The sequence below is a fragment of the Streptomyces sp. NPDC031445 genome, from assembly GCF_055581365.1.
Genome location: NZ_JBVIJO010000022.1, coordinates 23,694 through 44,419, shown reverse-complemented (window position 1 = coordinate 44,419; position 20,726 = coordinate 23,694). Strand labels below are relative to the sequence as shown.

The following is a 20,726-nucleotide window of genomic DNA, read 5'->3' as shown; positions in this document are numbered from 1 at the left end:
TGAGCTGTTGCGGCGGGCTGTCGCGCGAGGGGGTGGCCGTTCGGAGGGGCTGTGTGGGTGTGGGTGGTGGTCACACCCACACGAAGGCGCCTTGTAGGCGCGCTGGCCGTCCTCGGCTGTCGTGCCGCCGAGGTCGATCAGGGTGCACCCCTCGTCCGTCAGGTCCTCGCACAGCCTGTGCAGCAGGGCGTGTCCCGGCGCCAGGTCGCGCTGTGCGGGATCCATCGCTGTGACCAGACGCGGTCCCCGCACCTCAGGCACAGCTGAGCCGCGACGGGACGGGCGTCCAGGGTCAGGGGGGCGACGAACGCGAGGGGAGCGCGCTGGGCGAGAACCGGTCTCCAGGGCCGTGCGAGGTCGGCTGTCCCGGCGGCGGGGGCCCGTAGGGCGTTGCGGCGGCGGGACAAGATCTCCAGCACGTCGTAGGCGGCCAGGAGTTCGGACGCCGTGCGGGTGCGGTGGTATCCGACGCGGTCGCCCAGTGCCTCCACGGCCTTGCGGCGGCGTGTGTGGTCCCGCCGGGTCGAGCGGGACAGGCCGGCCAGGTCCACCGGCAGCGGCACCGTGGCGCAGAGGGTCTGCGTCTGCGGATCGCCCCACCGGCTGTATGCCTGCCGGTCCAGAGGGGAGTCTGCTGCCAGGTCGGCGACCAGTACGTCGTCGGCAAGACCGGGCAGGGGCCGGACCAGGACGCTCATCGCTTCCTCGCTCTCGCCGACGGGCCGGAACTGTTCACACGCGGGCCAGGACAGCGGTGTGAGGCGCGTGCACCCGGTGCGGTCCGCCTCGCGGGCCAGGGCGAGAGCCGCAACGGGCCGCCCGCCGACCTCGGCCGCCACTATCGGCGGCTCACAGGAGGCCGGCAGGTGCCGGGCCCATGCCGGCAGCCAGTGCGGATCCTGGTACACGGCCGTGATGTCGCCGCTGTACAGCCGGCGGACGAGGGCGGGCAGGCCCGGATGGACGGCGTCGCCGCTCTGGCTGGCCACCAGGTGCAGCGCGCTTTCGGCGGCGTTCTCCTTCGGTAACGCCGGTGGCGACGGCCTGGCCGAACGAAGCGCCCAGGTCGGGGCGTTCGTACCCGGAGGCAGTTGGGGGTCAGCGCGTGGCGGGAGGCTGCGGCCATGCCAGAAGGAGGCTGCGGGGCCCGGTGCCGGGCGCGCGCCACGCGGGTGTCGGCCCGGTTGGCCTGCCCGATGGCCTCGTCGAGCGCGACAAGGGCTCGACCGGTCGACGGCGGACCGCTGCTCCGAGGTCGGGACCGGCCCAACGTCATTAAGTGGCAGGGCGGTTGGTTTCCATGATCCCGGTCATCGCCCAAGGTGCGCCCCGCCTGGTTTCGGTGCATGGCCGAGGCAGGGGCGTGGAAAGGTAAGCATGTTCAACGGGCAATCAGTTCGGACATATGAGGCACCTGGCCTGCGGGGGAATCAGTGGCACCTACCGTAAGTTGGAGCACCGGCCATGCACTCCACCCTTCATGTGCGCTTCCACGTACTCGGCCCCCTCGAGATCTGGGCGGGAGACCGGCGGATCAGACCTGGTGGCCCTATCAACGAACGCGTACTCGCCATGCTGCTGCTTGAGGCGGGACGGATCGTTCCCGTCTCGCGGCTGGTCGAGGCGGTCTGGGAGGAGGAGCCGCCGCCCACGGCGGTCCACCAGGTCCGCAAGGCGGTCGCCGATCTGCGCCGGCGGATACCGTCCGGGCACGAGTTCATCGTCACCGCGCCGCCTGGCTACCGCGTGATGCTCGAAGACGGTCAGTGGGATCTGCGGATGTTCGACATCCGGATGCGGCGCGCGCAGGAAGCCCGCGCCGAGGGCCTTCTCGAAAACGCTGTCATGCAGTTGAAAGCCGGACTGGACGCCTGGCGTGGCCCCATCCTCGGCGGCACGGGAGGCTCCCTCATCGACGCCGCCGCGGCCGCGTGGGACGAGAAGCGCCTGACCGCCACCGAGCAGTGCTTCGAACTGCGTCTCGAACTCGGTGAGTCGAGCGGGCTCATCGGTGAACTGCGCGAGGCCGTCACCGCGCACCCCTACCGGGAAGTGCTGCGCGGCCACCTGCTGCTCGCCCTCTACCGCGCCGGACGACAGGCGGAGGCGCTGGAGGAGTACACGCGGCTGCGGACCTCGCTGGCGGAGGAGCTAGGCATCGACCCCGGCCCCAAACTGGCCGCCCTGTACGAGCAGATCCTGCGCGCCGATCCCGAGCTGGACGCCCCACTGGTCGCCCGCGACACCGCCGGGCCGCCCTTCGCGGTCACCGGGACCCTCCCCTGCACACTGCCGTACGACCTCGCCGACTTCACCGGCCGCCATGAGGAGATCCAGCGACTCGTCACCGCGTCGTCCCCCACTGGCGACCGCACCAGCCCGCACATCCTGCTCGTCGACGGCATGGGCGGAAGCGGCAAGACGGCCTTGGTCGTGCACGCGGCACACCGCCTCGCCGACGCCTATCCCGACGGGCAGCTCTACGTCGACCTCCGCGGCTTCACCCCCGGCGAGGAACCCCTCTCCCCGGCGACGGCGCTCGGCGTACTGCTGCGGGCGATGGGGGTGCCCGGTAATTCCGTGCCCGACGACGTGCTCAGCCGTGTGGCACTGTGGCGGGTCACCAGCGCCCGCCGACGGCTGCTGCTGGTCCTCGACAACGCCGTCGACGCGGCACAGGTACGCCCGCTCCTGCCCGCCTCCCCCGGCAGTCTGGTCCTGATCACCAGCCGGGTCCGGCTGCCCGAACTGGAGGGCGCCGAAGCGCTTTCCCTGGGGCTGCTGTCCGAGGAGGACGGTGTCGAGATGGTGCGCAGCATCCTCGGCGCCGACCGGGTGGCCGCCGAACCGGACGCCGCGGCGCACCTGGTCCAGCTGTGCGGCCGGCTTCCGCTCGCCCTGCGGGTGTCCGCCGCCCGCCTGCGCAAGCGTCCCCACTGGACGCTGCGCCACCTGACCGAACGGCTCGGCGACGACTCCCGCATCATGGGCGAACTGGAGTCCGGGGACCGGAGCGTCGCCACGGCCCTGCGGATGTCGTACGACGCCATGAAACCCGAACACCGCGCCCACTTCCGGCTGTTGAGCCTGTATCCGGGAGTCGACTTCGCGGTGTCGGTCGCCGCCGCCCTCCTGGACACCGATCCGCACAGCGCCGAGCGGGTCCTGGAGTACCTGCTGGACGTGCATCTGCTGCAGGAGTTCGAGTTCGGCCGGTACTCCTTCCACGACCTGGTGCACAGCTTCGCCCTCACCCTGCCGGCCGACGACACCCCACAGCGCTCCGCGGCGGTGCGGCGACTGGCCGCCCGCATGGTGACCGACCTGGAACGCGCGTGCGACGCCCTGTTTCCCGGACGGGTGCGCTACGGCTGCGCCCCGCCGACCGAGGCAGCGGCGGCACCGGCCCTGCGGCCCGAGGAGGCGCAGCGGTGGTTCGCCCAGGAGTGGCGAAACGTTGTGGCGGTCGTCCATCTCGCCGACCAGCACGGCCTGCACCGGCACGCCGCGTGGCTCAGTCGCGGCGTCGGCTTCCATCTGCATGCCCAGAACCACTTCTCCGATTTCGAGCACACGGCACGGCTGGCCGTGGCCAGCGCCCGCAAGGAGGGCGATCCGGAGCTGCTGTGCGTATCGTTGATCAACCAGGCGGTCGCCCAGTGGCATCGTGACCTGTTCCAGGAGGGCATCGCCTCGGCCGAGGAGGCGCTGGAGATCGCCGCCGGCCTGGAAGACCCCCGCACCGAGGCGGCCTGCCTGAGCCGGCTCGGTGTGCTGTGCACCAGCGTCGGACGCCTGCGGGAGGCCGTCGGATACCTGGCGCGTGCAAGCGAGGCGCATCGCGCGCTCGGCTCCGCCCGGGAGGAGGCGCAGGCCCTGGCCAACCTGTGCTTCGCCAGGGAGCGCATGGGGCGTCTGCAAGAGGCCGTGCAGGCCGGACAGCGAGCCGCCGCACTGGCCCGCGACACAGGTGACGCGGGGATCGAGGTGACCGCGTTGGCCAATCTGTCGCTCGCCCATCTCGGCCTGGAACGGCTCGATGCGGCGGCCGAGTGCCTCGACCGGGCGCGGACGCTGTGCGAACCGCTGCGCGCGCCGGCGCTGACCTCGCTGGTGCTGTGCAACCTGGCCGAGGCGGAACTGCGGTCGGGACGCCCGGACACGGCTCACGAGCACGCGGTGAACGCGCTGGACCTGGCCCGCGGCCACGGCTCGCAGGCCAGACAGGCCGCGGCCGAGAACGTGCTGGGCCGGATCGACGGTGCGCGCGGGGAGCACCGGCGGTCCGTGGACCGCCACCGGGCCGCGCTGGAGCGGGCCACGGGCATCGGGCTGCGCACGGAGATGGTCCGGGCGCACCAGGGGCTGGCCCGGTCACTGCGTGCCCTGGGCGACGGGACCGCCGCCGACGGACACGTCCTGGCGGCGCAGGAGCACGCCGCAGCGATGGCGCTGGGCACGAGGCCGGAAATGGACCCGGCCGCCGGGCCCTGGGTGTGACGCGTCAGGGCGCGGCGGCCGGAAGCGGGCGGGCGGTGACGGATCTGGCCGGTCAGGGCGCGGAGCCGGCCACGGCGTCACCGCCGGGCACGTGCGCCGTCGCCGTCCGGGCCGCCCGTGCCGCGGACGGGCGGCCCGCGGCCGGGAGCAGCCGTGCGGCGATCAGCCGGGACAGGGCTGCCGCACGGGCCGCCCGCGGGCTCGACGGCAGCGTGACGAACTCCGTGCCGGACGTGGAGTGGCGGCACCACGCTTGCAGAGCGGACCCGTCGAACCGCTCCGACGTCCGGTCGGTGCAGACCACGAGTGGACTCTCGGTGACCGTGCGACGTACGTCGTCCGGGACCGGCGACGTCGTGGCACGGCCGGGGGCGGCCGCGTCCGACACGAACAGGGTGGTGCAGACGGCGTGCCCGAGGGCCCGCTCGAACACCCCTGCCAGCGCGAGGCCCAGATGGGCGCCGGTTCCCCAGCCGTGCACCGCGAAGGGGCCGCACACGCCCGCGTCGCGTGCCTGACGGGCGAGGACCTCCGGCAGGCCGGGCGAGGTGGGCGCCCCTGTGCCGGGGCGCAGCACGACCGGCCGGAGGGCGGCGGGCAGGGCACGGACCAGACCGCTCACCTCCGCCACCGGGGTGTCCGGTCCCGGCAGGAGAACCAGCGGAAACCGCTGTTGGTGCACCGTCATCACGGTCTCCTCCCGGCGCGGGGCACGACGGCTGTCAGCGAGTGGGGCCGACATCGGTGGCCAGGACCAGGCTGCGTCCGTCGACGGTGTGCGCGCCGGCGGATCCCGCCGTGGCACCCGCCCAGCCGATCACCGCCGCCATGAGCACGGCCAGTGCTCCACGTCCCAACCACCGCATGTCGCGTTCCTTTCATCGGCCCGTTCTCGATGTGCCACCACCGTGCAACCGACTGATCCCGACGACATCCCGGTCCGATACCGCCCGGTTACCCGGCGGACCAGAGTCCCTGGCTGACGGTGTCCGACCGCGATGAACGCGGTTCCTGCACCGGTACGAAGGACATCGTCAGCCATCACGGCGAGGTCGAGGCGGCCTGTCTGCGGGCAGTGGCGGCGTTCTCCAGGGAAGCGGGAATCGATCGCTTGGCCGTACGTCTGCGGCAGCAGCAGCCGGCCGTGTGCGCAGGCGGTGGGCCAAAACCGGCGACCTCCGGCTGTTACCCGCGGTCTCTGGCAGGCCGAGGACGGCCGCGTCCTCGGCGCCGTCACCGACGACGACGGCTTCCTCGAGCTCACCGCGCGGATGTCCGGTGCCTTCGGCGCCGCAACTCCTGCCCGTCTACGTGGGCGAACGCGTGCCTGTCTTCACCGCCGGCATGAACCGAACCGACCCCCGACGACCGGCACCGGGCTCTGCCCCACCACCGGAGCTGAGTCAGGGCGGCAGGTGGCACGCCTGCCCGCGTGCGAACAAGTACGCCTGTGCCAGAAGGAGTTCGACGACGGCTGACTCCTCATCGTCACGCGGGCCGTAGACCAGCAGCGAACCGCGCGGTACGACGGTCACGCCCCACCCCGCCGCGACCGCCCACCGCGCCCACCGGCCGGGCAGCATCAGGTGCACGCTCCCGTCGTACGGCGGATGCACGTGCCCGAACTCCGAACCGGCCAGGAACGCCTCGGCCGGCCCATGGGCGAGGACCGGCGCGAGATGGAACGCGCAGGTCCCCCGTACGCAGACGTACGAGGGACCCGTGCGGACCCCGTCGAGTGCGGCGACGGCGTCGACGAGCCGCTGTCTGAGCGCGACCGGTGCCGGGTCGGTCAGCTGCTCCACCGGATCACCGGTCACGACCAGCGGGGCGGCGCCCCGGCGTAACGGCAGAGGCATGCCCGCTCACCTTCCCGTCCGGCTGCCGGTCACGGCGACACCCTGCGGATCGCCGTCCTGCGCGGCACCGGACACGGATGGCGGCTCACGCTCCTCACCCCGCCGCGACGCCCGGGGCGGGCGGCGTTTCGGCGAGGCGGAAGCCCATGGCGTAGATGTCGCGCCGGTACCAGCCGTGCCGGCGGCGGCAGCGGGCGAGGTCGGCGTAGCGGGTGAAGCTGCCACCGCGGGCCACCCGGTAGGTGGCGTCGGTGTCCGCGTGCAGGTCGTCGTCGACGTACTGACCGCCCGGGTAGGGGCGGTAGTCGTCGGCGACGTACTCCTCGACGTTGCCGGCCATGTCGTACACGCCGAACGGGCTGCGTCCTGCCGGGTACATTCCGACCGGGGTGGTGGCCAGAGGCCCGTACTCCACGGTGTTGGCCAGGTCCTCGCCGGGCTCCTCGCCCCACGGGTAGGCCCGCCCGTCACCGCCCGAGGCCGCGTACTCCCATTCCGCCTCGGTCGGCAGCCTGAAGAGCCGCCCGGTGCGGCGGGCGAGCCAGGCCGCGTACGCGTCGGCGTCCTGCGGGGACACGCTCCACACCGGATGGTTCGCCAAGTGAGCGGGGTACACGCCGAAGCGCCAGGAGGTGGGCAGCCCGGCCTCCGGGTTCTCGGTCAGGAACAGCCGGTACTCCTCGTTGGTGACGGGGTAGCGGGCGATGCGGAAGGCGGCGATGTCGGCGTCGTACTCCGGTGCCTCCTTCGCGATCCACGCGCGCGTGACGCCCACGTGCCGCCAGGCGGCGGCGACGGCGTCGACCCGGTCGGCCGCCAGGCCCAGCCGCACCCGGGCGGCCGGGACGTCCGCCATCGCCGGTGCCGCCGGGTCGATGCGGGGATCGCCCAGCAGGGCGAGGAGTTGGCCCGCGGCCAGCCGGAGCAGCCAGTCGGCCTCCGGGTCGGCCACCCGCGCGGCCAGCTCCCGCGGGTCCTTGCCCGCGAGCGAGCGGGTCAGCTGCCGCAGCCGGTCCTGGTCGACGCGGTCGGTGAAGGCCGCGGGCAGCCCCATCGCCGTGCGGTCGTCCAGCTCGTTGGGGTTGACCGCGAGGGTGTCGGCCGTGGTCATGGCGCGGGCTCCGGCTCCGGCTGCGGCTGGAGCGGGTAGACCCGGCCGTCGTAGGAGGAGGCGAGGAACCGGCCGCGGGCGGCGTCGTAGTGCAGGCTGGAGATGCCCGCCGTGGTGGGCCGCCATACGTGCGGCCAGTTGCCGGTGGTCACGTCGTACACGGCCACCGTGCCCGCGTACGATCCCGTCGCCACCAGGCGGCCGTCCGTGGAGGCGGCGACGCACTTGACGGAGTGGTCGTGCGGCGTGGGCACGGTGCGGCTGGTGCGGCCGTCCCAGATCCGCAGGGTCAGGTCCCGGCTGACGCTGGCGAAGCGGCCGCCCGACAGCGGGGCGCAGCCGTTCACGATGCGCGCGTGGGCCTCGTCGACGCGGCCGGTCTCGGTGAACGTCTCCAGGGAGAACCAGGACACCGAGGCGTCCGCGCACACGGCGAACAGCGTGTCACCGCAGACCGCGACGCCCTTGACCGCGTTGGTGTGCAGCGGCAGCGTCGCGACGTGCTCGGGGTCCTGTCCCTCGCGGACGGCGAACACCAGGCCCTCTCCCGTGTAGGCGCCGACCACCACGTGCGGCACGCCGTCGCGGGCGAAGGCGGCCGCGCAGTTCAGCGGTGAGCGGTGCTGGTGCAGGACGCGGCCGTCGCGGGCGTCGAAGACCCGGCCGAGCTGGCCGCCGGTCAGGACACGGTCGCCGACCTCCACGAGGAAGTTGCACAGGCTTGCGGTGGCGGCGCGCTGCTGTCCGTCGACCCATACGATTCCGGCGTCGCCGGTCGTCCAGACCGCGCCATCGGCGGTGGTGACGACGGCGTTGACACACGCGGTGGGCTCCACTGCCGTCAGGTCCCACGTGCCGTCGGTGACGCTGTACACGGCGTAGGACGAGCCGAAGGTGCCGAAGACGAGCGTGGAGTCGTCGAGGAAGGCGCACGAGCGGGCCCACACCTCGGCGGGGAACTCGGCGGTGTGCGTGAGCCGGAGCCCGGCCTCCGCGTCGGAGGCGTCCCACACCCGCAGGGTGCGGTCGTAGCTGAGGCTGACCAGGGACTCCGTGGCCGCGTTGTACACCAGACGCTTGATGCCGGCCTCGTGGGCGGGCGCCTTGCCGGTGCGGCCGTCGGCGATGGTGATGATCTCGCCGTCGTCATTGCCCGCGTAGACCACGCCGGCCCGGGTGATCGCGATGGTGTCGGTCTCCACACCGCCGAGGTCGACCTCGCCGACCATGCCGCCGGCCGCCAGGGACCAGCGCTTGACGGTGCCGTCGTCGCTGGAGGTCAGCAGCTCGTCGCCCTCCCCCAGCCAGGCGACGGAGATGACGTCGGCAGTGTGTCCCTCGAACCGGGCCACCAGCGTGCCCGTGAGGTCGTACACCCGCACCAGATGATCCCGGGAGGCGGTGGCGACCAGGTCCCGGGTGGGGTGGAAGACGGACATCTCCACGTCGTCCTTGTGGTCGCTCAGGACGGCCCGCAGCTTCAGGTCGGGCACCGACCACAGCCGGGCGGTGTAGTCGCTCGACGAGGTCAACAGCAGCGTCCCGTCGGGGCTGAAGGCGACCTGGTTGGCCAGGTGGTCGTGGACCGCGCGGGCGAGCGGCACCCGTGCCGCCACGTCCCACAGGATGACCTGGTTGTCGTAGCCGGCCGTGGCCACGTACGCGCCGCCGAAGGCCGCGACGCCGCTGATCGGCCCGTGATGGCGTATCACGCTGACTCCTCCAGTCGGATGGTGTGCGAGGTGCGGGCGACCTTCGCCGTCAGGTAGCCGGTGTTGTGCGGATTGACGAAGACGCCCGTGGCGACGGTGCGCCGCACCCGGATGCCGTAACGGCGCAGCTGCTCGCACTTGTTGGGGTTGTTGGTGAGCAGGTCGATCTCTTCGTGGCCCACAGCGAGCAGCATCTGCGCGGCCGCCGCGTAGTCGCGCATGTCCTCGCCCAGTCCCAGGGCCCGGTTGGCCTCGTAGGTGTCCAGGCCGCGGTCCTGCAATCCGTACGCGTCGAGCTTGTTGTACAGGCCGATGCCGCGCCCTTCCTGACGCAGGTACAGCAGCAGCCCGCCGGTGGTGTCGATCATGCGCAGGGCCTCGCGCAGCTGGGGGCCGCAGTCGCAGCGGGCGGAGCCGAACACGTCGCCGGTCAGGCACTCGGAGTGCACCCGCACCAGCGGCACGCCGTCCTGGACGGTCCCCAGGCGCAGCGCCAGGTGCTCACGCCCGTCCACCAGTCCGCGGAAGGTCATGACTCGGGCGGTGATCGGCTCTCCCGTCGCCGGGTAGAGGGGGATACGCACGCTCTGGCGCACCTCCGCCCGCGGCGGCGGGTCACCGGCGCCGTCGCGGTGCCGCAGGGCGGGCGCGGAGGGGGCCCGGAGGCCGGTGGTGCGGGTGTCGCCGGATATGTGGGGCATGTCTTCCTCCTCCTAGGCCGGCTCGGTCGTCGCCGGGTTCGTCGGGGTCCAGGCGGTGCGGGCGCGGTAGAGGTGGACCATCACCACCGACGAGACGGCGCCGAGCGCCAGGAACGTGGCGTGCGGGCCCGCAACATGGTCGAGCGGGGGGATCACAACAGGGGACAGCAGCGCGGCGGATCCGGTCAAAAGCCACATCAGGCCCGAGGCACGGCCCATGACGGCCTGCGGCAGGTAGCGCACCCGCAGCATGACCACGGCGGCCAGCAGCGCGCCCTGGGCGACGGCTCCGAGGACCAGTGCGGTGAGGAACAGCGGCCACACCGGCAACGCCAGCAGGGCCAGGGACACCGCGCGGGCGGCGAGGGCCACGGGCAGCAGCGTTGTGGGGCGTAGCCGTCGGCGCTGCGAGACGAGCAGGTTGCCGGTCAGCAGGCTCAGGTTGACGGCGGCGACGACCCAGCCGGCCTGCTGCCCGGACAACCGCCAGGAGTGGCGCAGTTCGAAGAGGACCAGCGACGTCAGGCCGGTGCCGCAGACGGCTTCCAGCACCATCTGCAGGACGAGCGTGACGGCGATGCGCCGGTCGGCGGTGACGTCGTGCCAGACCTTGCGCAGTCCCGCCGGTTCGCGCCGCCCGGCGCCCGCGGCGGCGCGGCGCAGCGGGCGCACGCCCACCGCCCACACCGCCAGCGGTGCGAAGAACGTCGGCAGGTTCAGCCACAGCACGCCCAGGTAGCCGAGCCACGGCAGGGTCGCCGCGACCAGGACCGGCCCGGCCAGGGTGGTGGCGAGGAACAGGCTGTTGAGGGTGCCGCGGGCCCGCGCCGGGCAGCGCGGGAACATCATGGGTACGTCCGTCATCCAGCCGGTCCGGTAGGCGACCCCGCCGGCCGCCACCACCAGGGCACACACGAACAGCGTCCAGGTCTGCAGATGGCCCTTCCACAGCAGCAGGTTCATCGCCAGGGCCGCCGACGCCTGCGCGAGCAGCCCGTACAGGACGAGGCCCGACGTGCCGCGCCGGTCGGCCACCGAGCCGAACCAGGGGGCGAGGAGCATGCTCATCGGCACGGCGGCGGCCAGCCACGCCATCACCGTCAGCGACCCGGTCAGCCGGTACGCCAGCAGCGGCAGCGCGGTCGCGTAGAGGGCCTCGCCGACGTTGTTGACGGCGTTCCCGGCGGCGAAGACGAGGAAGGGGCGCTCGGTGAACGGGGAGGGCTCCACCACCTCGTCGCCGCGGGCGGTGCCGCGCCCGGCGCGCACCCGGCCGGCCGTGGTCACGGCCGGGCCGCGCCGGCCGCGGCGGGGAAGGGACGGGCGCCGCAGGAGCGCGGCAGCCACAGGTCGCGCAGCACGGTCAGCACCGGACCCTCGCCGCTCCGGTCCAGCCGGTACAGGCGCAGATAGCCGCCCCGGCCGCCGACCACCACGTACGCCCGGCCGTCGTCGCCGCGCAGCGCGGTCATCCCCTTGGGGAAGTCGGGCAGGTCCTCGTGCAGGGCGAGCAGTTCGCCGCTGTCGTGGTCGTATGCGGCGATCTGCATGCCGTAGGTGACCACGCACATCGTGCCGTCGATCAGCGCGCAGTTCTCGGCCGTGTTGTCGAGCAGTTCCACAAACTGCTGCCGCGGCTTGTCCTCGCCGACGACCAGTTCCTTGACGCCGCCGCCCCCGGTGACGCGCAGCCGGTCGCCGTCGGCCAGCAGTCGCTTGGGGTAGCTCTCCAGTTCCGTCTCCCAGGAGACGCGACCGCTCTCGTCGTAGGCCGCGAGCCGGCCGGTACGGCAGCCCAGCACCCGCCGGCCGTCCGGCAGATAGGCCGACGCCCACGCGCTCGCGGGCAGCCCGTCCACGTGCAGCAGCTGCCGGCCGGTGGCCGCGTCGAACTCGAAGCCGCCGGCATTGCAGGCCACCAGGACACGGCCGTGGTCCGGCGAGACCGATACGGTGTGGACGATGCCGGGCAGGCGGGCCTCCCACACGGTGGTGCCGTCGGGGGTGAACCGGCGCACCGTGTCGGGCCAGAAGATCGCCACACGGTCGTCGCCACACGGCTCGGCCCGGCGGGCGAAGCCCGGCGCGCCGTGATACTCCTCGACCAGGTCCAGCCGGGCGTGGTCGCCGCGGGTCTCAAGGCGCACCACGGCGGTTCCGTCGTCGGTGGCGGCCAGGACGGTGGCGGGGTCGCCGGGCAGCGGACGCAGATCCCACACGCACTGGCGGGAGTAGTCGAGCCGGTGCAGCATCTCGCCCTCCGGGGACAGCGCCGTGATCTCGCCGTCCTGGGTGAGGGTGTAGACGCGCCCCTCCTCGTCGATGGTGACGTCGATGATCTGGTGGCTGAAGCCGGTGACCCGCTTGCGGACGGTCAGTTCGGGGGTGGTGTTGTCGAACAGGAGCAGTTCCCCGTCGAAGCCGCCGATGTAGGCGGTGGCGAAGTCCGGTGAGAAGACGAGTCCTTCGACGTCGTTGCGGGCGAAGTGCATGCGCTGGTCGACCGTGCCGTCGAGCCCGATGGTGACCACGCCGTTGGAGACGTTGCGGGTGTCACCGATGCCGGCGTCGCCGATGGCCCAGAAGCGGTGGTGCCGGGCGTCGTAGACGACGCGGTGCACGTTGGAGGTGTCGATGCGCACCGTGGTGGGGAACGACAACTCCTCCAGCGAGCCGAGGTGCACGCACCCGTGCCGGTCGGCGACGGCGTGTACGCCCGGGGCGTCGGTGCAAAACCATTCGAGCATCTCGTAGCCGTGGGGCCAGGGGACGATGCGCTCGACGGCGAAGGTCTCGACGTCCAGTACGGCGACCTGGAAGTACCCGTTGTCCACGTACGCCTTGCCGTTCCACACGCCGATGCCGCGCAGCATCGTGGGAGACGGCTGTTCGCCCTCCAGCAGCAGGGAGCGGTCGGCGGTGGCGCGGGCGTCCAGGCGGTCGGCCAGGCGCAGCGTGTCGGCGTGCCAGCGGCAGATGGTGCCGGTCTTGTCCCGGGTGATGATCCAGTCGCCGGCGAGGGCGACGCCGTACACCGGGCAGCCGGCCGGGTCCTGCGCCACGGCGGGCAGACCGGACGACCGGCGCAGGGTCAGGTCGTGGTCGAGGCGGTGCAGGCCGCCTCGGACGTCACAGGCCAAGAGCCCGCGGCCGGGCAGGCTGACGATCCGTGTGATCCGTTCGGGGATCTCGGGGATCTCCATGGTGAGACTCCACTCCTGTCGGACGGGCTGAAGCGGCAACACAAAGTGAGCAAGGAAATGAGAAGCAAGAAAGAAGAACGCGCCGGCGGGTCACGAGCCGCGCCGCATGAACGTGGACGTGCCCCCCGGGGCTGGGGTGACCCCGGCCCCAGGGGGCGATTCCTCACAGCGCTACAGGGTGAGGACGCCTCAGATGGCGGGGCGGGTCACACGGCGGACGAGCTTCGTCATGGGACTGCACCTCCTTCGCATTCGTACCTCATGGCTGGGGAACTGACAGGGCGCCTCAGATGGCGGGGCGGGTCACGCGGCGGACGAGCTTCGTCATGAGGGGCACCCCCTTTCCTGAATCCGGGCTCCACGTGGCGTGGAGCCGAAGCGAAGTGCCGTCCATGGCCGGACGGGCGTTCCTGCCACCGACGCGTACCTTGTAGGCACCATGCACGGGGGCAAGTCTGTGAAGGACGCGGCGCATCACGGCACCGCGCCGGGAGCGGAGGTCTCAGGCGACGCCTGCGGGGTGCAGCCCACCGTCACCGGCCGGGCGGATCACTTCGGCGTCGGCCGCGCCGCGCCGTGCCGCCCATACGGCGTCGGCCAGTTCCTCCAGCAGGGCCAGGACCGACGGATCGGTGAACCCCTGACCCGTACGCGGCACGGCTTCAGCGTCCCCGAGCGCCAGGGGCCGGTGGTCGATGAGGACCGCTCCGGAGCGTTCGAGGTTCACCCGCAGTCCCGGCTGCGCGTCCGCCGCACCGCGGGGCCCGGGTGAAGCACTCATCAGCGCCGTCGGCAAGCCGGTCAGGGCACTGTCGCCCCAGGGCCGGGAAAGCCAGTCCAGAGCGTTCTTCAGGACACCTGGAGCACCTCCGTTGTAGGAAGGGGTGCTGATCACCAGGGCGTCCGCCGATCCGAGCAGCCGCCGCGCCCGTACCACCGCGGGCGGGCCGTCGGCCGTGTCGAGGTCCTGGTCGTAGTACGGCACAGTCCGCAGATCCAGCAGCGGCGTGCGCACCTGTGCACCCCGCCGCGCCAGCAGCCGGCCGATCGTCACGACGGCGGTGCTGTTCACCGAGCCGCGCCGCAGACTGCCCGACATCAGTACGATCGTGGTCACCCCGGACTCCCTGTCCTTCGGACGGTTCCCCACCGGGCCCCGCCTTCCGATGACCTCAGAGTGCCGCAGTGGGTTCCCGACGCGATCCCGATCCGATACCGGCGGGCTGGTACGGGTGCACACACCTGCCGAAGGCTGCGGCCACGCCGGTGCGCAGGGCGCTCCGATGCCAGATCTCCCGGCACCACAGGACGTTCGACAGGAGTGGGCAACCGGGCGGCGGCGCCGACCGCTTGCAGGGCTCGGGCGGCCGCGAGGGTCGCTAGGTCCGGTGTCAGCGCGCAGGCGAACGAGGCGAGGGCGAAGACGGTGACGCCGGTGAGGAACACCGGCCGTTGTCCGATCCGGTCGCCTATGCGGCTCGCGACGACGAGGAGGGCCGCGAGGGCGATGGCGCAGGCGTTGAGCACCCAGGACGAGGAGCCCAGCGTGGCCGCCCGGCGGAGGAGGAGGCGAAGGACGAGTCCATGGCGGGAGCGCCACGTTGACGATCCACGGATCGAGGTTCGTCATGAAGACCGCCAGGAGGATGACGGTCGACGCCGAGCAATGTTCCTTAAAACCGAACCGATGGGCTCATGGGACCAGCGAAGCGCGACGCGTTTCGAGATTCGAACCACAACGGATGTGGGAGCCTCGGCATCGCCCAAGCTTTGGCAATCAAAGTCCACACGCGACACTCGGATCATGACCACACGACGCACCGACCCGTACGAGATCCCCGGCCGCCCCTGCTCGATCGCCGCCGCCCTGCAGGCGGTGGGCGACCGCTGGTCGCTGCTCGCCGTCCGCGAGGTCACGTTCGGCAACCACCGCTTCCGCCAGATCGCCAAGAACACCGGCGCTCCCACCGATCGCCTTTCCGCCCGGCTCAAGAGCCTGGTCGCCGACGGCATCCTGGAGCGCCGTCCGCTGCCCGACGAGCCGCGCCACGACGGCTACTACCTCACCGAGGCCGGCCGCGACCTGCTCGGCGTCATGTGCGAACTGCTGCGCTGGGGGGACCGCTGGCTGACGCCCTCCCCGCCGATGAAGCTACGGCACCACGACCACGACTTCACCCCCCGTCCGATCTGCACCCACTGCGGCGAGCCGGTCACCGAGGGTGAGGTGCACGCAGAAGTGACCGCGGAGGGCTGGACGCTGACGGGGCCGGTCGCGGGCTCACCCGGCCACGCGGGCGAGCGGCAGGCGTGAGGGGTCAGGTTTCGCGTGCCCGGTCGCGAGCGGAGGCCTCGCGCGGGCGTCGCCCTCCGGGAAATCCCCAGCGCTTGCAGCAGCTCCCTCCGCCGAGGCTCTGTCGAGTTCTTCCTGTGAGGAGGATGCCTTGGGACATGAGGGTTGTCGGACCTGCGACGGGGGGTGACGGAGGGGTCCGCAGAGGGAGCCTGTCCGGTCCGGTGGGGCCGCTCGGGCTCGTCCGCGGTGCTCGCCACAGGATGCTCCTGGAAGGTGGGGCGGGCCCCTGCCGCCGTTCACCGCCTACAGGTGAGGTCTTCGGCTCTCGTGTGACGCCGGTCTTTCTGACTTCGTGCGCTCATACCCGGTGCGGTCCTCGCTGCGCACCGGCAGCCGGGCAAGGGCATCCTGGAGGGGCAGGGTGACGGTGTCCCCCGGCGCGGTGGCGGCCGGGGCGGCGTGCGCGGTCGTCGGGACGATCAGGGCGGCGAACACGGCGACCACGGCAGCCGTACGGGAGAAGCGCACGAGGGGGATCCTCTCGAAAGATCACGGACAGCCCGTGATCTTCGTAGCGGCTCCCACAGACGACCCGCCCGGCAACCGGCAGCGGCTCAACCCGATCGGGCGGTAAGTGCGATCAACGACGCACGGCGCGCGCCGCTGACGATCCGTGCCGTGGTCCAGGTCCCCGATGAGTTGATCAAACTGGAGCGATCCGCTGAAGAAGAGCGCGCGGAAGCTCGCCGGTCTGACCGGCGACGACTACGAGGCCCAGTGGCGCTGCTGGCGCGAGGTGTCCGAGAAGGTGCAGGCGGCTGTCACCGTGCAGGCCGCAGCCGCCGGGGCCGGTCCCGCGAGGGAACTTGTTCCGCACCACCTCGCGGTGCACCACCCGTGCTGCACTGCACTAAGGAGGAAAGGCCCTTCGCCACGCGGCGTCGGCGACGCAGGCCAGCGAACCGCGAGGTTCGGTCTTGAGCGGCGTGCCGTGGTGGCGCGGAGAGCGTGGTGCTCATGAGTGAGCGTGGGCCTCAGGCTGATCTTCGAGAGTTTCTGCGGACCCGGCGGGCGCGCATCACACCCGAGCAGGCGGGGATTCAGCCGATGGGCGGCCCAGCTGGACGGGCTGTGAGACGGGGCCCGGCTCGGCCAGCTCACCGGGGCTGCCCATCCGCACACACCAGTATCTGCGGGCGCCGCCCGGGTGGGTGGCGTCGACGGCCCGGGACTGCCAGATGGTGGCGGCGGGTCACCTGGTCCATGAGCACCGGGCCGTCCTGCAGGGCCTGGGGGAGGAACCGGTCGACGGCGTGGAGGTCGTCGGTCGCGGCCGCGGCATGGATGAGGTGGGCGCTGAGGCGGATGGCGCTGAACACGCCGCCGCAGCGCAGCAGGGCGAGCCGGCGGTGACACCGTCGGGAGGTGGAACATGCTGGATGGAGCCCATCTGTGCCGGCCTCCCGCGTAGGCTCGGTTCCCAGGGATGAGAACGACCGTAGGAAGTCGTGGGCGTCCGTTGAAGCAGGTGAGCGCTGCACCACTCCCCCACGTCCGCGACGTGGGTGCCGGCGGCGAGCGGCAGGCCGGCCGCGGCGTCCGCCGCGGCGACGTCGAGGACCGTGCGGGCCAAGAGCGGGCCCATCTCGAGGACCGGGCCCAGGAAGACCCTCTCGTCCAGGACGCGGACCTCGTCCGGATCGACGGAGCCGGAGGCGTGCCAGGACTGCCTGACAGGGGCGGTGATGTCGCGGTGCAGCAGGCCCGCCAGGGCGTTGCGGGCCGGTGCGTCCGTCTTCTCCGGGGCAGCGGCGGCGCGCCGGTTAGCGGGCGGCTCCGCCTGGCGCGTACCCCGTACAGGGAGGAGTTCCCTCCCGCATCAGGCCGGCTGCCTCCCACTCCGGGCCCGGCAGGGCGAGGAGCCGTTCGATGTGGGCCGGGGCGGGCAATGGGCCGTGGTCCCCTGTCACCCGCAGCGCCGACACCGCCGTGATGTGTCCCAGTCTGAGCGCCCGCGTCGTCGTGAGGCCCCTCAGCAGGCCCGCGAGGAAGCCCGCGGCGAAGGCGTCGCCGGCGCCCACGGGTTCGACCACGGCCGTCCGTAGCGCCGGCACGGCGTACACGCCGTGGTCGGTGAGGGCGGTGGCGGCGTGGGCGCCGTCCTTGACCACGAGGATGCGGGGATGCGGGAGCAAGTGCCGTACGTCGGTCACCGTCAGGTCCTCGCCCCACAGGCCCTGCGCCTCGTCGAGGCCGACGAAGACGATATCCGCCCGGTCGGCCAGTCGGCGCAGCACGGGGGCCGCGGTGCCGTCGGGCCACAGAGCGGGTCGGTGGTTGACGTCGAAGCTGACCGCGTGGGAGCGCGCCTCCACGGGAGTGGTCAGTGCCTTGGTGACCAGTTCCCGGCAGGAGGGCGACAGGGCCGGGGTGATGCCGGTGAAGTGCAGCAGCGCCGCCGAGCGGACGGACTCCTCGTCCAGCAGTTCCGGACCGAGTGTGGAAGCCGCCGAACCCGCTCGGTAGTAGTGCACGCGCGTGCCGGTGGCGGGGTCCGGGTTCTTCACCAGCAGACCCGTTGGGTGCCGGGCGTCGGTGCGCACGCGGGAGACGTCGACCCCGGCGGCGGACACCGTGGCGCGCACGCGTCTGCCCAGCGGATCGTCCCCCAGGGCCGAGATCCAGGCGACCGGGATGCCGTGGTCGGCCAGGTACATGGCCACGTTCGACTCCGCGCCCGCCACCGACAGTCCCAACCGCCGGGCCCCCTCCAGCGGTCCGGGCGGATCGGGCACCAAGGCCGCCATCGTCTCGCCGACGCACACCACGTGCCCGGCGGCGGGGCGCCACGGCTGTCCCGTCGCGGTTTCCGTGCCGGCTCCGGTCATGCGGGTCCCCTTCCGGATGCCTCGCCCCGGGCCTCCGCCGGTGTCACCGGCAGGGCGGAGACGGTCGGCCGGTAGGACGAGGCCGGGCCGCCCGGCACCTCGACCCGGACACTGAACACGGCGCCGTCGTACGGCCCGGCCGGGTCGAGGCCCAGCCGGGCGGTGGTGATGTGCAGGACGTCTCCTTCCAGGCACACGCCGGCCGGCCGGCTCGCGGGCAGCCGCAGGGTGCGGTCCAGCGTGCCGTCAGGAAGGTGACGGCGTACCGTTCCACTGCCCCAGACGGCGATCCACACGGCGCCTTCCGCATCGATCGCCATCCCGTCGGGGCTGCCGTCGTCCACGGTGACGAAGACCTCGGGGGTGCCGAGCCGGGCGGTCCGCGGGTCGACCGGGTAGCGGCGGACGACGCCCCGGGCGCTGTCGGCCAGGTACATCAAGCGCCCGTCCGGGGTGAACACCGGGCCGTTGGGCACGGTGATGCCGTCCAGGACCCGTTCGACCGTGCCGTCGTGGTCGACGCGGTAGAGGGCACCGGCGTCCTCGTCGGCGTCGTAGCCCATGCTGCCCGCCCAGAACCGGCCCGAGGGGTCGGCCGCGGCGTCGTTCATGCGCCTGCGCGGTACGGAGCCGTCCTCCGGGCGGGCCAGCCAGCGGGTGGCGCCGTCGGGGTGGAGGAGGCAGACGCCGGTTCCCGCAGCCGCGATCCAGGTGCCCGGGAGACCGGCCACGGGGGCGACCGCCCCCAGCGGAACCGGGAGGTGCGCGACGGTCCGCAGCGGGGCCGTGGGGTCGTCCGGGGCCGCGAGGAGGCGACCGGCGAGGAGGTCCACGAGGACGACACCGGTACCGGTCCAGCGGATGCCCTCACCGAGTTCAAGGCGGTCGGGGCGGGTGGGGCGGGGCTCCGCGGTCACGGCGCCACCCCCCGTACGACGGTGCGGAAGGCGCGGGCGCGGGTCCTGAGCGCGTCGACGCTGCCGCCGTCGGCGGCGTCGCCGACGAGCGGGGAACCGACACCGACCGCCGTCGCCCCCGCGGCGAGGCAGGCGCGGGCCACAGCCTCGTCGACTCCGCCCACGGGGACGAACGCGGCGTCGGGGAACGGGCCGCGCAGGGCCTTCAGATACGCGGCCCCCCCGGCCTGGGCGATGGGGAAGACCTTCAGCGCGACCGCGCCCATGCTCCGGGCGGCGATCACGTCGGTGGGGGTGAACACACCGGCGAGCGTGGGCAGGCCCAGGTCGTGTGCGGCGGGTACGGCTTCGCCCAGGCCGGGCGTGACCACGAACGCCGCTCCCGCGCGGTGGGCGGCACGCGCGTCGTCGGCGGTCAGGACGGTGCCCGCGCCCACGGCGCGGTCGGGGCCGAGGAGTTCCCGGGCCCGCGCGATGACGGTGAGGGCGTCCGTGCCGGTGAGCGACACCTCTATGAGGTCGATGCCCTCCTCGGCCAGGGTCAGTACGGTGCGCAGCGCGGCGTCGGCGTCGCGTCCGCGGACGATGGCCAGCAGACGGTGGGCCGCGAGGGCGGCGGGCAGATCCACGAACGGGTCTCCTTGCTGGGGGTCAGGGGCAGCGGCAGGCGGTGCTGAGCGTCAGTCGCCAGTGCACCTCTCCCGTGGCGGGCACCTCGGCGGCGTCCCCGGGGCCGGCGTCGGCGAGGTCGAAGACGCGGCCGAGCATCGGCTCGACGCCCGTGCTGCGGTAGGGGTTCGCTTCGGGGAAACCGCCGAGGTTGCGCCACAGGGCGATCGACACGGGTTGCCCGGCTCCGGAGTGCCGGCCCGCCGGTCGAGCGACCGCGTGCTGATCGGCCACCGGGTGTCCGGCCACGGTGTCCGTGGTCACCCGTACGCTCAGGGACAGCCGGTCGTGGTCGTCGTGCACGCAGCACAGGTGTGTGTCCACGACGGCTCCCACCGCGGTGCCGTCGTCGGGGCCGAGCCGGTCGAGGGCCAGTCCGCGCGGAGCGGGCCAGGAACCCGCGACCCAGGGCGCGCCGTCGGGCCACGGTTCCTTCAGCAGGGGGGCGGCTTCGGGGAACAGGCGGGTGGTCGCGCCGCCGGTCATGTGGAGGGTGGCGTGCTCCGAGAGGTCGAGCAGGGCGTGCGCCGCCCAGAGGAAGCGGAAGCCGGGTTCGGCGGTCAGCGTGTAGTCGGCTTCCGCTCCGTCGGGCGTGGCGCGGAGGGTGCGGGTCAGGGTGAAGGCGGCGCAGTCAACCCGTTCGGTGTGTCCGTCCCGGGTCCACGGGCGGGACCAGGCGTCGCCGTGGTCGGGGCGGCCCCGGACGGTGGGCACGCATTCCTCGAGTCCGCCCGCGTCGACGAACGCGTCGCCGGGGACGGCGTCGTCCCGCTCCGGTGCGTGCCGGTGCCAGAGCCATTCACGGCCGTCCGCGCGCAACGACGTCCAACGGCCGCCGCGGTCCGGGTCGGTGGCGACGTCGAGCATGCG

Annotated in this window: 18 protein-coding genes; 2 read left to right on the top strand and 16 right to left on the bottom strand. The window is 72.8% G+C overall.

What is annotated here, in order from left to right; translation table 11 throughout:
* Nucleotides 1–158: 158 nt before the first annotated feature.
* Entirely contained in the window at nt 159–989 is an 831-nt protein-coding gene (locus tag ACZ5DC_RS37840) for a GNAT family N-acetyltransferase (RefSeq protein WP_468660567.1), read from the bottom strand.
* 475 nt (nt 990–1,464) lie between these two features.
* On the opposite strand from ACZ5DC_RS37840, the gene ACZ5DC_RS37835 reads away from it, so the two are divergent.
* Nucleotides 1,465–4,500 carry an AfsR/SARP family transcriptional regulator gene (locus ACZ5DC_RS37835; RefSeq protein WP_468660565.1) on the top strand — a complete coding sequence of 1,012 codons (3,036 nt, stop codon included), beginning with the start codon at nt 1,465–1,467 and terminating at the stop codon, nt 4,498–4,500.
* 52 nt (nt 4,501–4,552) lie between these two features.
* On the opposite strand, the gene ACZ5DC_RS37830 is transcribed toward ACZ5DC_RS37835, so the two are convergent.
* The 10 genes from ACZ5DC_RS37830 to ACZ5DC_RS37785 form a co-directional block, all read right to left on the bottom strand.
* Nucleotides 4,553–5,188 (bottom strand): hypothetical protein, encoded by a 636-nt coding sequence (locus ACZ5DC_RS37830; RefSeq protein WP_468660563.1) that lies wholly within the window; start codon nt 5,186–5,188, stop codon nt 4,553–4,555.
* 34 nt (nt 5,189–5,222) lie between these two features.
* Entirely contained in the window at nt 5,223–5,366 is a 144-nt protein-coding gene (locus ACZ5DC_RS37825; protein ID WP_468660561.1) for a hypothetical protein, read from the bottom strand.
* A gap of 537 nt (nt 5,367–5,903) precedes the next feature.
* Nucleotides 5,904–6,359, bottom strand: coding sequence for a luciferase domain-containing protein (locus ACZ5DC_RS37820; protein ID WP_468660559.1), 456 nt, complete (start codon nt 6,357–6,359; stop codon nt 5,904–5,906).
* A 94-nt stretch (nt 6,360–6,453) separates the two neighbouring features.
* Nucleotides 6,454–7,470 (bottom strand): formylglycine-generating enzyme family protein, encoded by a 1,017-nt coding sequence (locus ACZ5DC_RS37815; RefSeq protein ID WP_468660557.1) that lies wholly within the window; start codon nt 7,468–7,470, stop codon nt 6,454–6,456.
* Nucleotides 7,467–9,182, bottom strand: coding sequence for a WD40 repeat domain-containing protein (locus tag ACZ5DC_RS37810; protein WP_468660555.1), 1,716 nt, complete (start codon nt 9,180–9,182; stop codon nt 7,467–7,469). Before ACZ5DC_RS37810 ends, ACZ5DC_RS37815 begins: the two co-directional genes overlap by 4 nt.
* Nucleotides 9,179–9,883, bottom strand: a complete 705-nt coding sequence (locus tag ACZ5DC_RS37805; RefSeq protein ID WP_468660553.1) for a GTP cyclohydrolase II — start codon at nt 9,881–9,883, stop codon at nt 9,179–9,181. The genes ACZ5DC_RS37810 and ACZ5DC_RS37805 overlap by 4 nt, the downstream gene beginning before the upstream one ends.
* Nucleotides 9,884–9,895: 12 nt before the next feature.
* Nucleotides 9,896–11,170, bottom strand: coding sequence for an MFS transporter (locus tag ACZ5DC_RS37800; RefSeq protein ID WP_468660551.1), 1,275 nt, complete (start codon nt 11,168–11,170; stop codon nt 9,896–9,898).
* The gene (locus ACZ5DC_RS37795) at nt 11,167–13,086 is read right to left on the bottom strand and encodes a WD40 repeat domain-containing protein (protein WP_468660549.1); all 1,920 of its coding nucleotides are present in this window, start codon (nt 13,084–13,086) and stop codon (nt 11,167–11,169) included. Before ACZ5DC_RS37795 ends, ACZ5DC_RS37800 begins: the two co-directional genes overlap by 4 nt.
* A 502-nt stretch (nt 13,087–13,588) precedes the next feature.
* Complete coding sequence (locus ACZ5DC_RS37790; protein ID WP_468660547.1) at nt 13,589–14,203, bottom strand: NADPH-dependent FMN reductase; 615 nt, start codon at nt 14,201–14,203, stop codon at nt 13,589–13,591.
* Nucleotides 14,200–14,613, bottom strand: coding sequence for an MFS transporter (locus ACZ5DC_RS37785; protein WP_468660545.1), 414 nt, complete (start codon nt 14,611–14,613; stop codon nt 14,200–14,202). The genes ACZ5DC_RS37790 and ACZ5DC_RS37785 overlap by 4 nt, the downstream gene beginning before the upstream one ends.
* 277 nt (nt 14,614–14,890) lie before the next feature.
* On the opposite strand from ACZ5DC_RS37785, the gene ACZ5DC_RS37780 reads away from it, so the two are divergent.
* Nucleotides 14,891–15,400, top strand: a complete 510-nt coding sequence (locus ACZ5DC_RS37780; protein WP_468660543.1) for a winged helix-turn-helix transcriptional regulator — start codon at nt 14,891–14,893, stop codon at nt 15,398–15,400.
* A gap of 285 nt (nt 15,401–15,685) precedes the next feature.
* On the opposite strand, the gene ACZ5DC_RS37775 is transcribed toward ACZ5DC_RS37780, so the two are convergent.
* The 5 genes from ACZ5DC_RS37775 to ACZ5DC_RS37755 all read right to left on the bottom strand — a co-directional run bounded on the left by ACZ5DC_RS37775 (nt 15,686) and on the right by ACZ5DC_RS37755 (nt 20,723).
* Entirely contained in the window at nt 15,686–15,910 is a 225-nt protein-coding gene (locus tag ACZ5DC_RS37775) for a hypothetical protein (RefSeq protein WP_468660541.1), read from the bottom strand.
* A 1,295-nt stretch (nt 15,911–17,205) separates the two neighbouring features.
* Nucleotides 17,206–18,270, bottom strand: a complete 1,065-nt coding sequence (locus tag ACZ5DC_RS37770; RefSeq protein ID WP_468660539.1) for a sugar kinase — start codon at nt 18,268–18,270, stop codon at nt 17,206–17,208.
* On the bottom strand, nt 18,267–19,187 hold the full coding sequence (locus ACZ5DC_RS37765) for an SMP-30/gluconolactonase/LRE family protein (RefSeq protein ID WP_468660537.1): 921 nt from the start codon (nt 19,185–19,187) through the stop codon (nt 18,267–18,269). The genes ACZ5DC_RS37770 and ACZ5DC_RS37765 overlap by 4 nt, the downstream gene beginning before the upstream one ends.
* The gene (locus ACZ5DC_RS37760; protein WP_468660535.1) at nt 19,184–19,816 is read right to left on the bottom strand and encodes a bifunctional 4-hydroxy-2-oxoglutarate aldolase/2-dehydro-3-deoxy-phosphogluconate aldolase; all 633 of its coding nucleotides are present in this window, start codon (nt 19,814–19,816) and stop codon (nt 19,184–19,186) included. The genes ACZ5DC_RS37765 and ACZ5DC_RS37760 overlap by 4 nt, the downstream gene beginning before the upstream one ends.
* A 22-nt stretch (nt 19,817–19,838) precedes the next feature.
* Nucleotides 19,839–20,723, bottom strand: coding sequence for a hypothetical protein (locus ACZ5DC_RS37755; protein ID WP_468660533.1), 885 nt, complete (start codon nt 20,721–20,723; stop codon nt 19,839–19,841).
* Nucleotides 20,724–20,726: the final 3 nt, after the last annotated feature.

Coding starts and splice junctions, on each gene's coding strand:
- ACZ5DC_RS37835 (WP_468660565.1), top strand. CDS start 1,465: ATGCACTCCACCCTTCATGTGCGCTTCCACGTACTCGGCCCCCTCGAG.
- ACZ5DC_RS37830 (WP_468660563.1), bottom strand. CDS start 5,188: ATGACGGTGCACCAACAGCGGTTTCCGCTGGTTCTCCTGCCGGGACCG.
- ACZ5DC_RS37825 (WP_468660561.1), bottom strand. CDS start 5,366: ATGCGGTGGTTGGGACGTGGAGCACTGGCCGTGCTCATGGCGGCGGTG.
- ACZ5DC_RS37820 (WP_468660559.1), bottom strand. CDS start 6,359: ATGCCTCTGCCGTTACGCCGGGGCGCCGCCCCGCTGGTCGTGACCGGT.
- ACZ5DC_RS37815 (WP_468660557.1), bottom strand. CDS start 7,470: ATGACCACGGCCGACACCCTCGCGGTCAACCCCAACGAGCTGGACGAC.
- ACZ5DC_RS37805 (WP_468660553.1), bottom strand. CDS start 9,883: ATGCCCCACATATCCGGCGACACCCGCACCACCGGCCTCCGGGCCCCC.
- ACZ5DC_RS37795 (WP_468660549.1), bottom strand. CDS start 13,086: ATGGAGATCCCCGAGATCCCCGAACGGATCACACGGATCGTCAGCCTG.
- ACZ5DC_RS37780 (WP_468660543.1), top strand. CDS start 14,891: ATGACCACACGACGCACCGACCCGTACGAGATCCCCGGCCGCCCCTGC.
- ACZ5DC_RS37770 (WP_468660539.1), bottom strand. CDS start 18,270: ATGACCGGAGCCGGCACGGAAACCGCGACGGGACAGCCGTGGCGCCCC.
- ACZ5DC_RS37755 (WP_468660533.1), bottom strand. CDS start 20,723: ATGCTCGACGTCGCCACCGACCCGGACCGCGGCGGCCGTTGGACGTCG.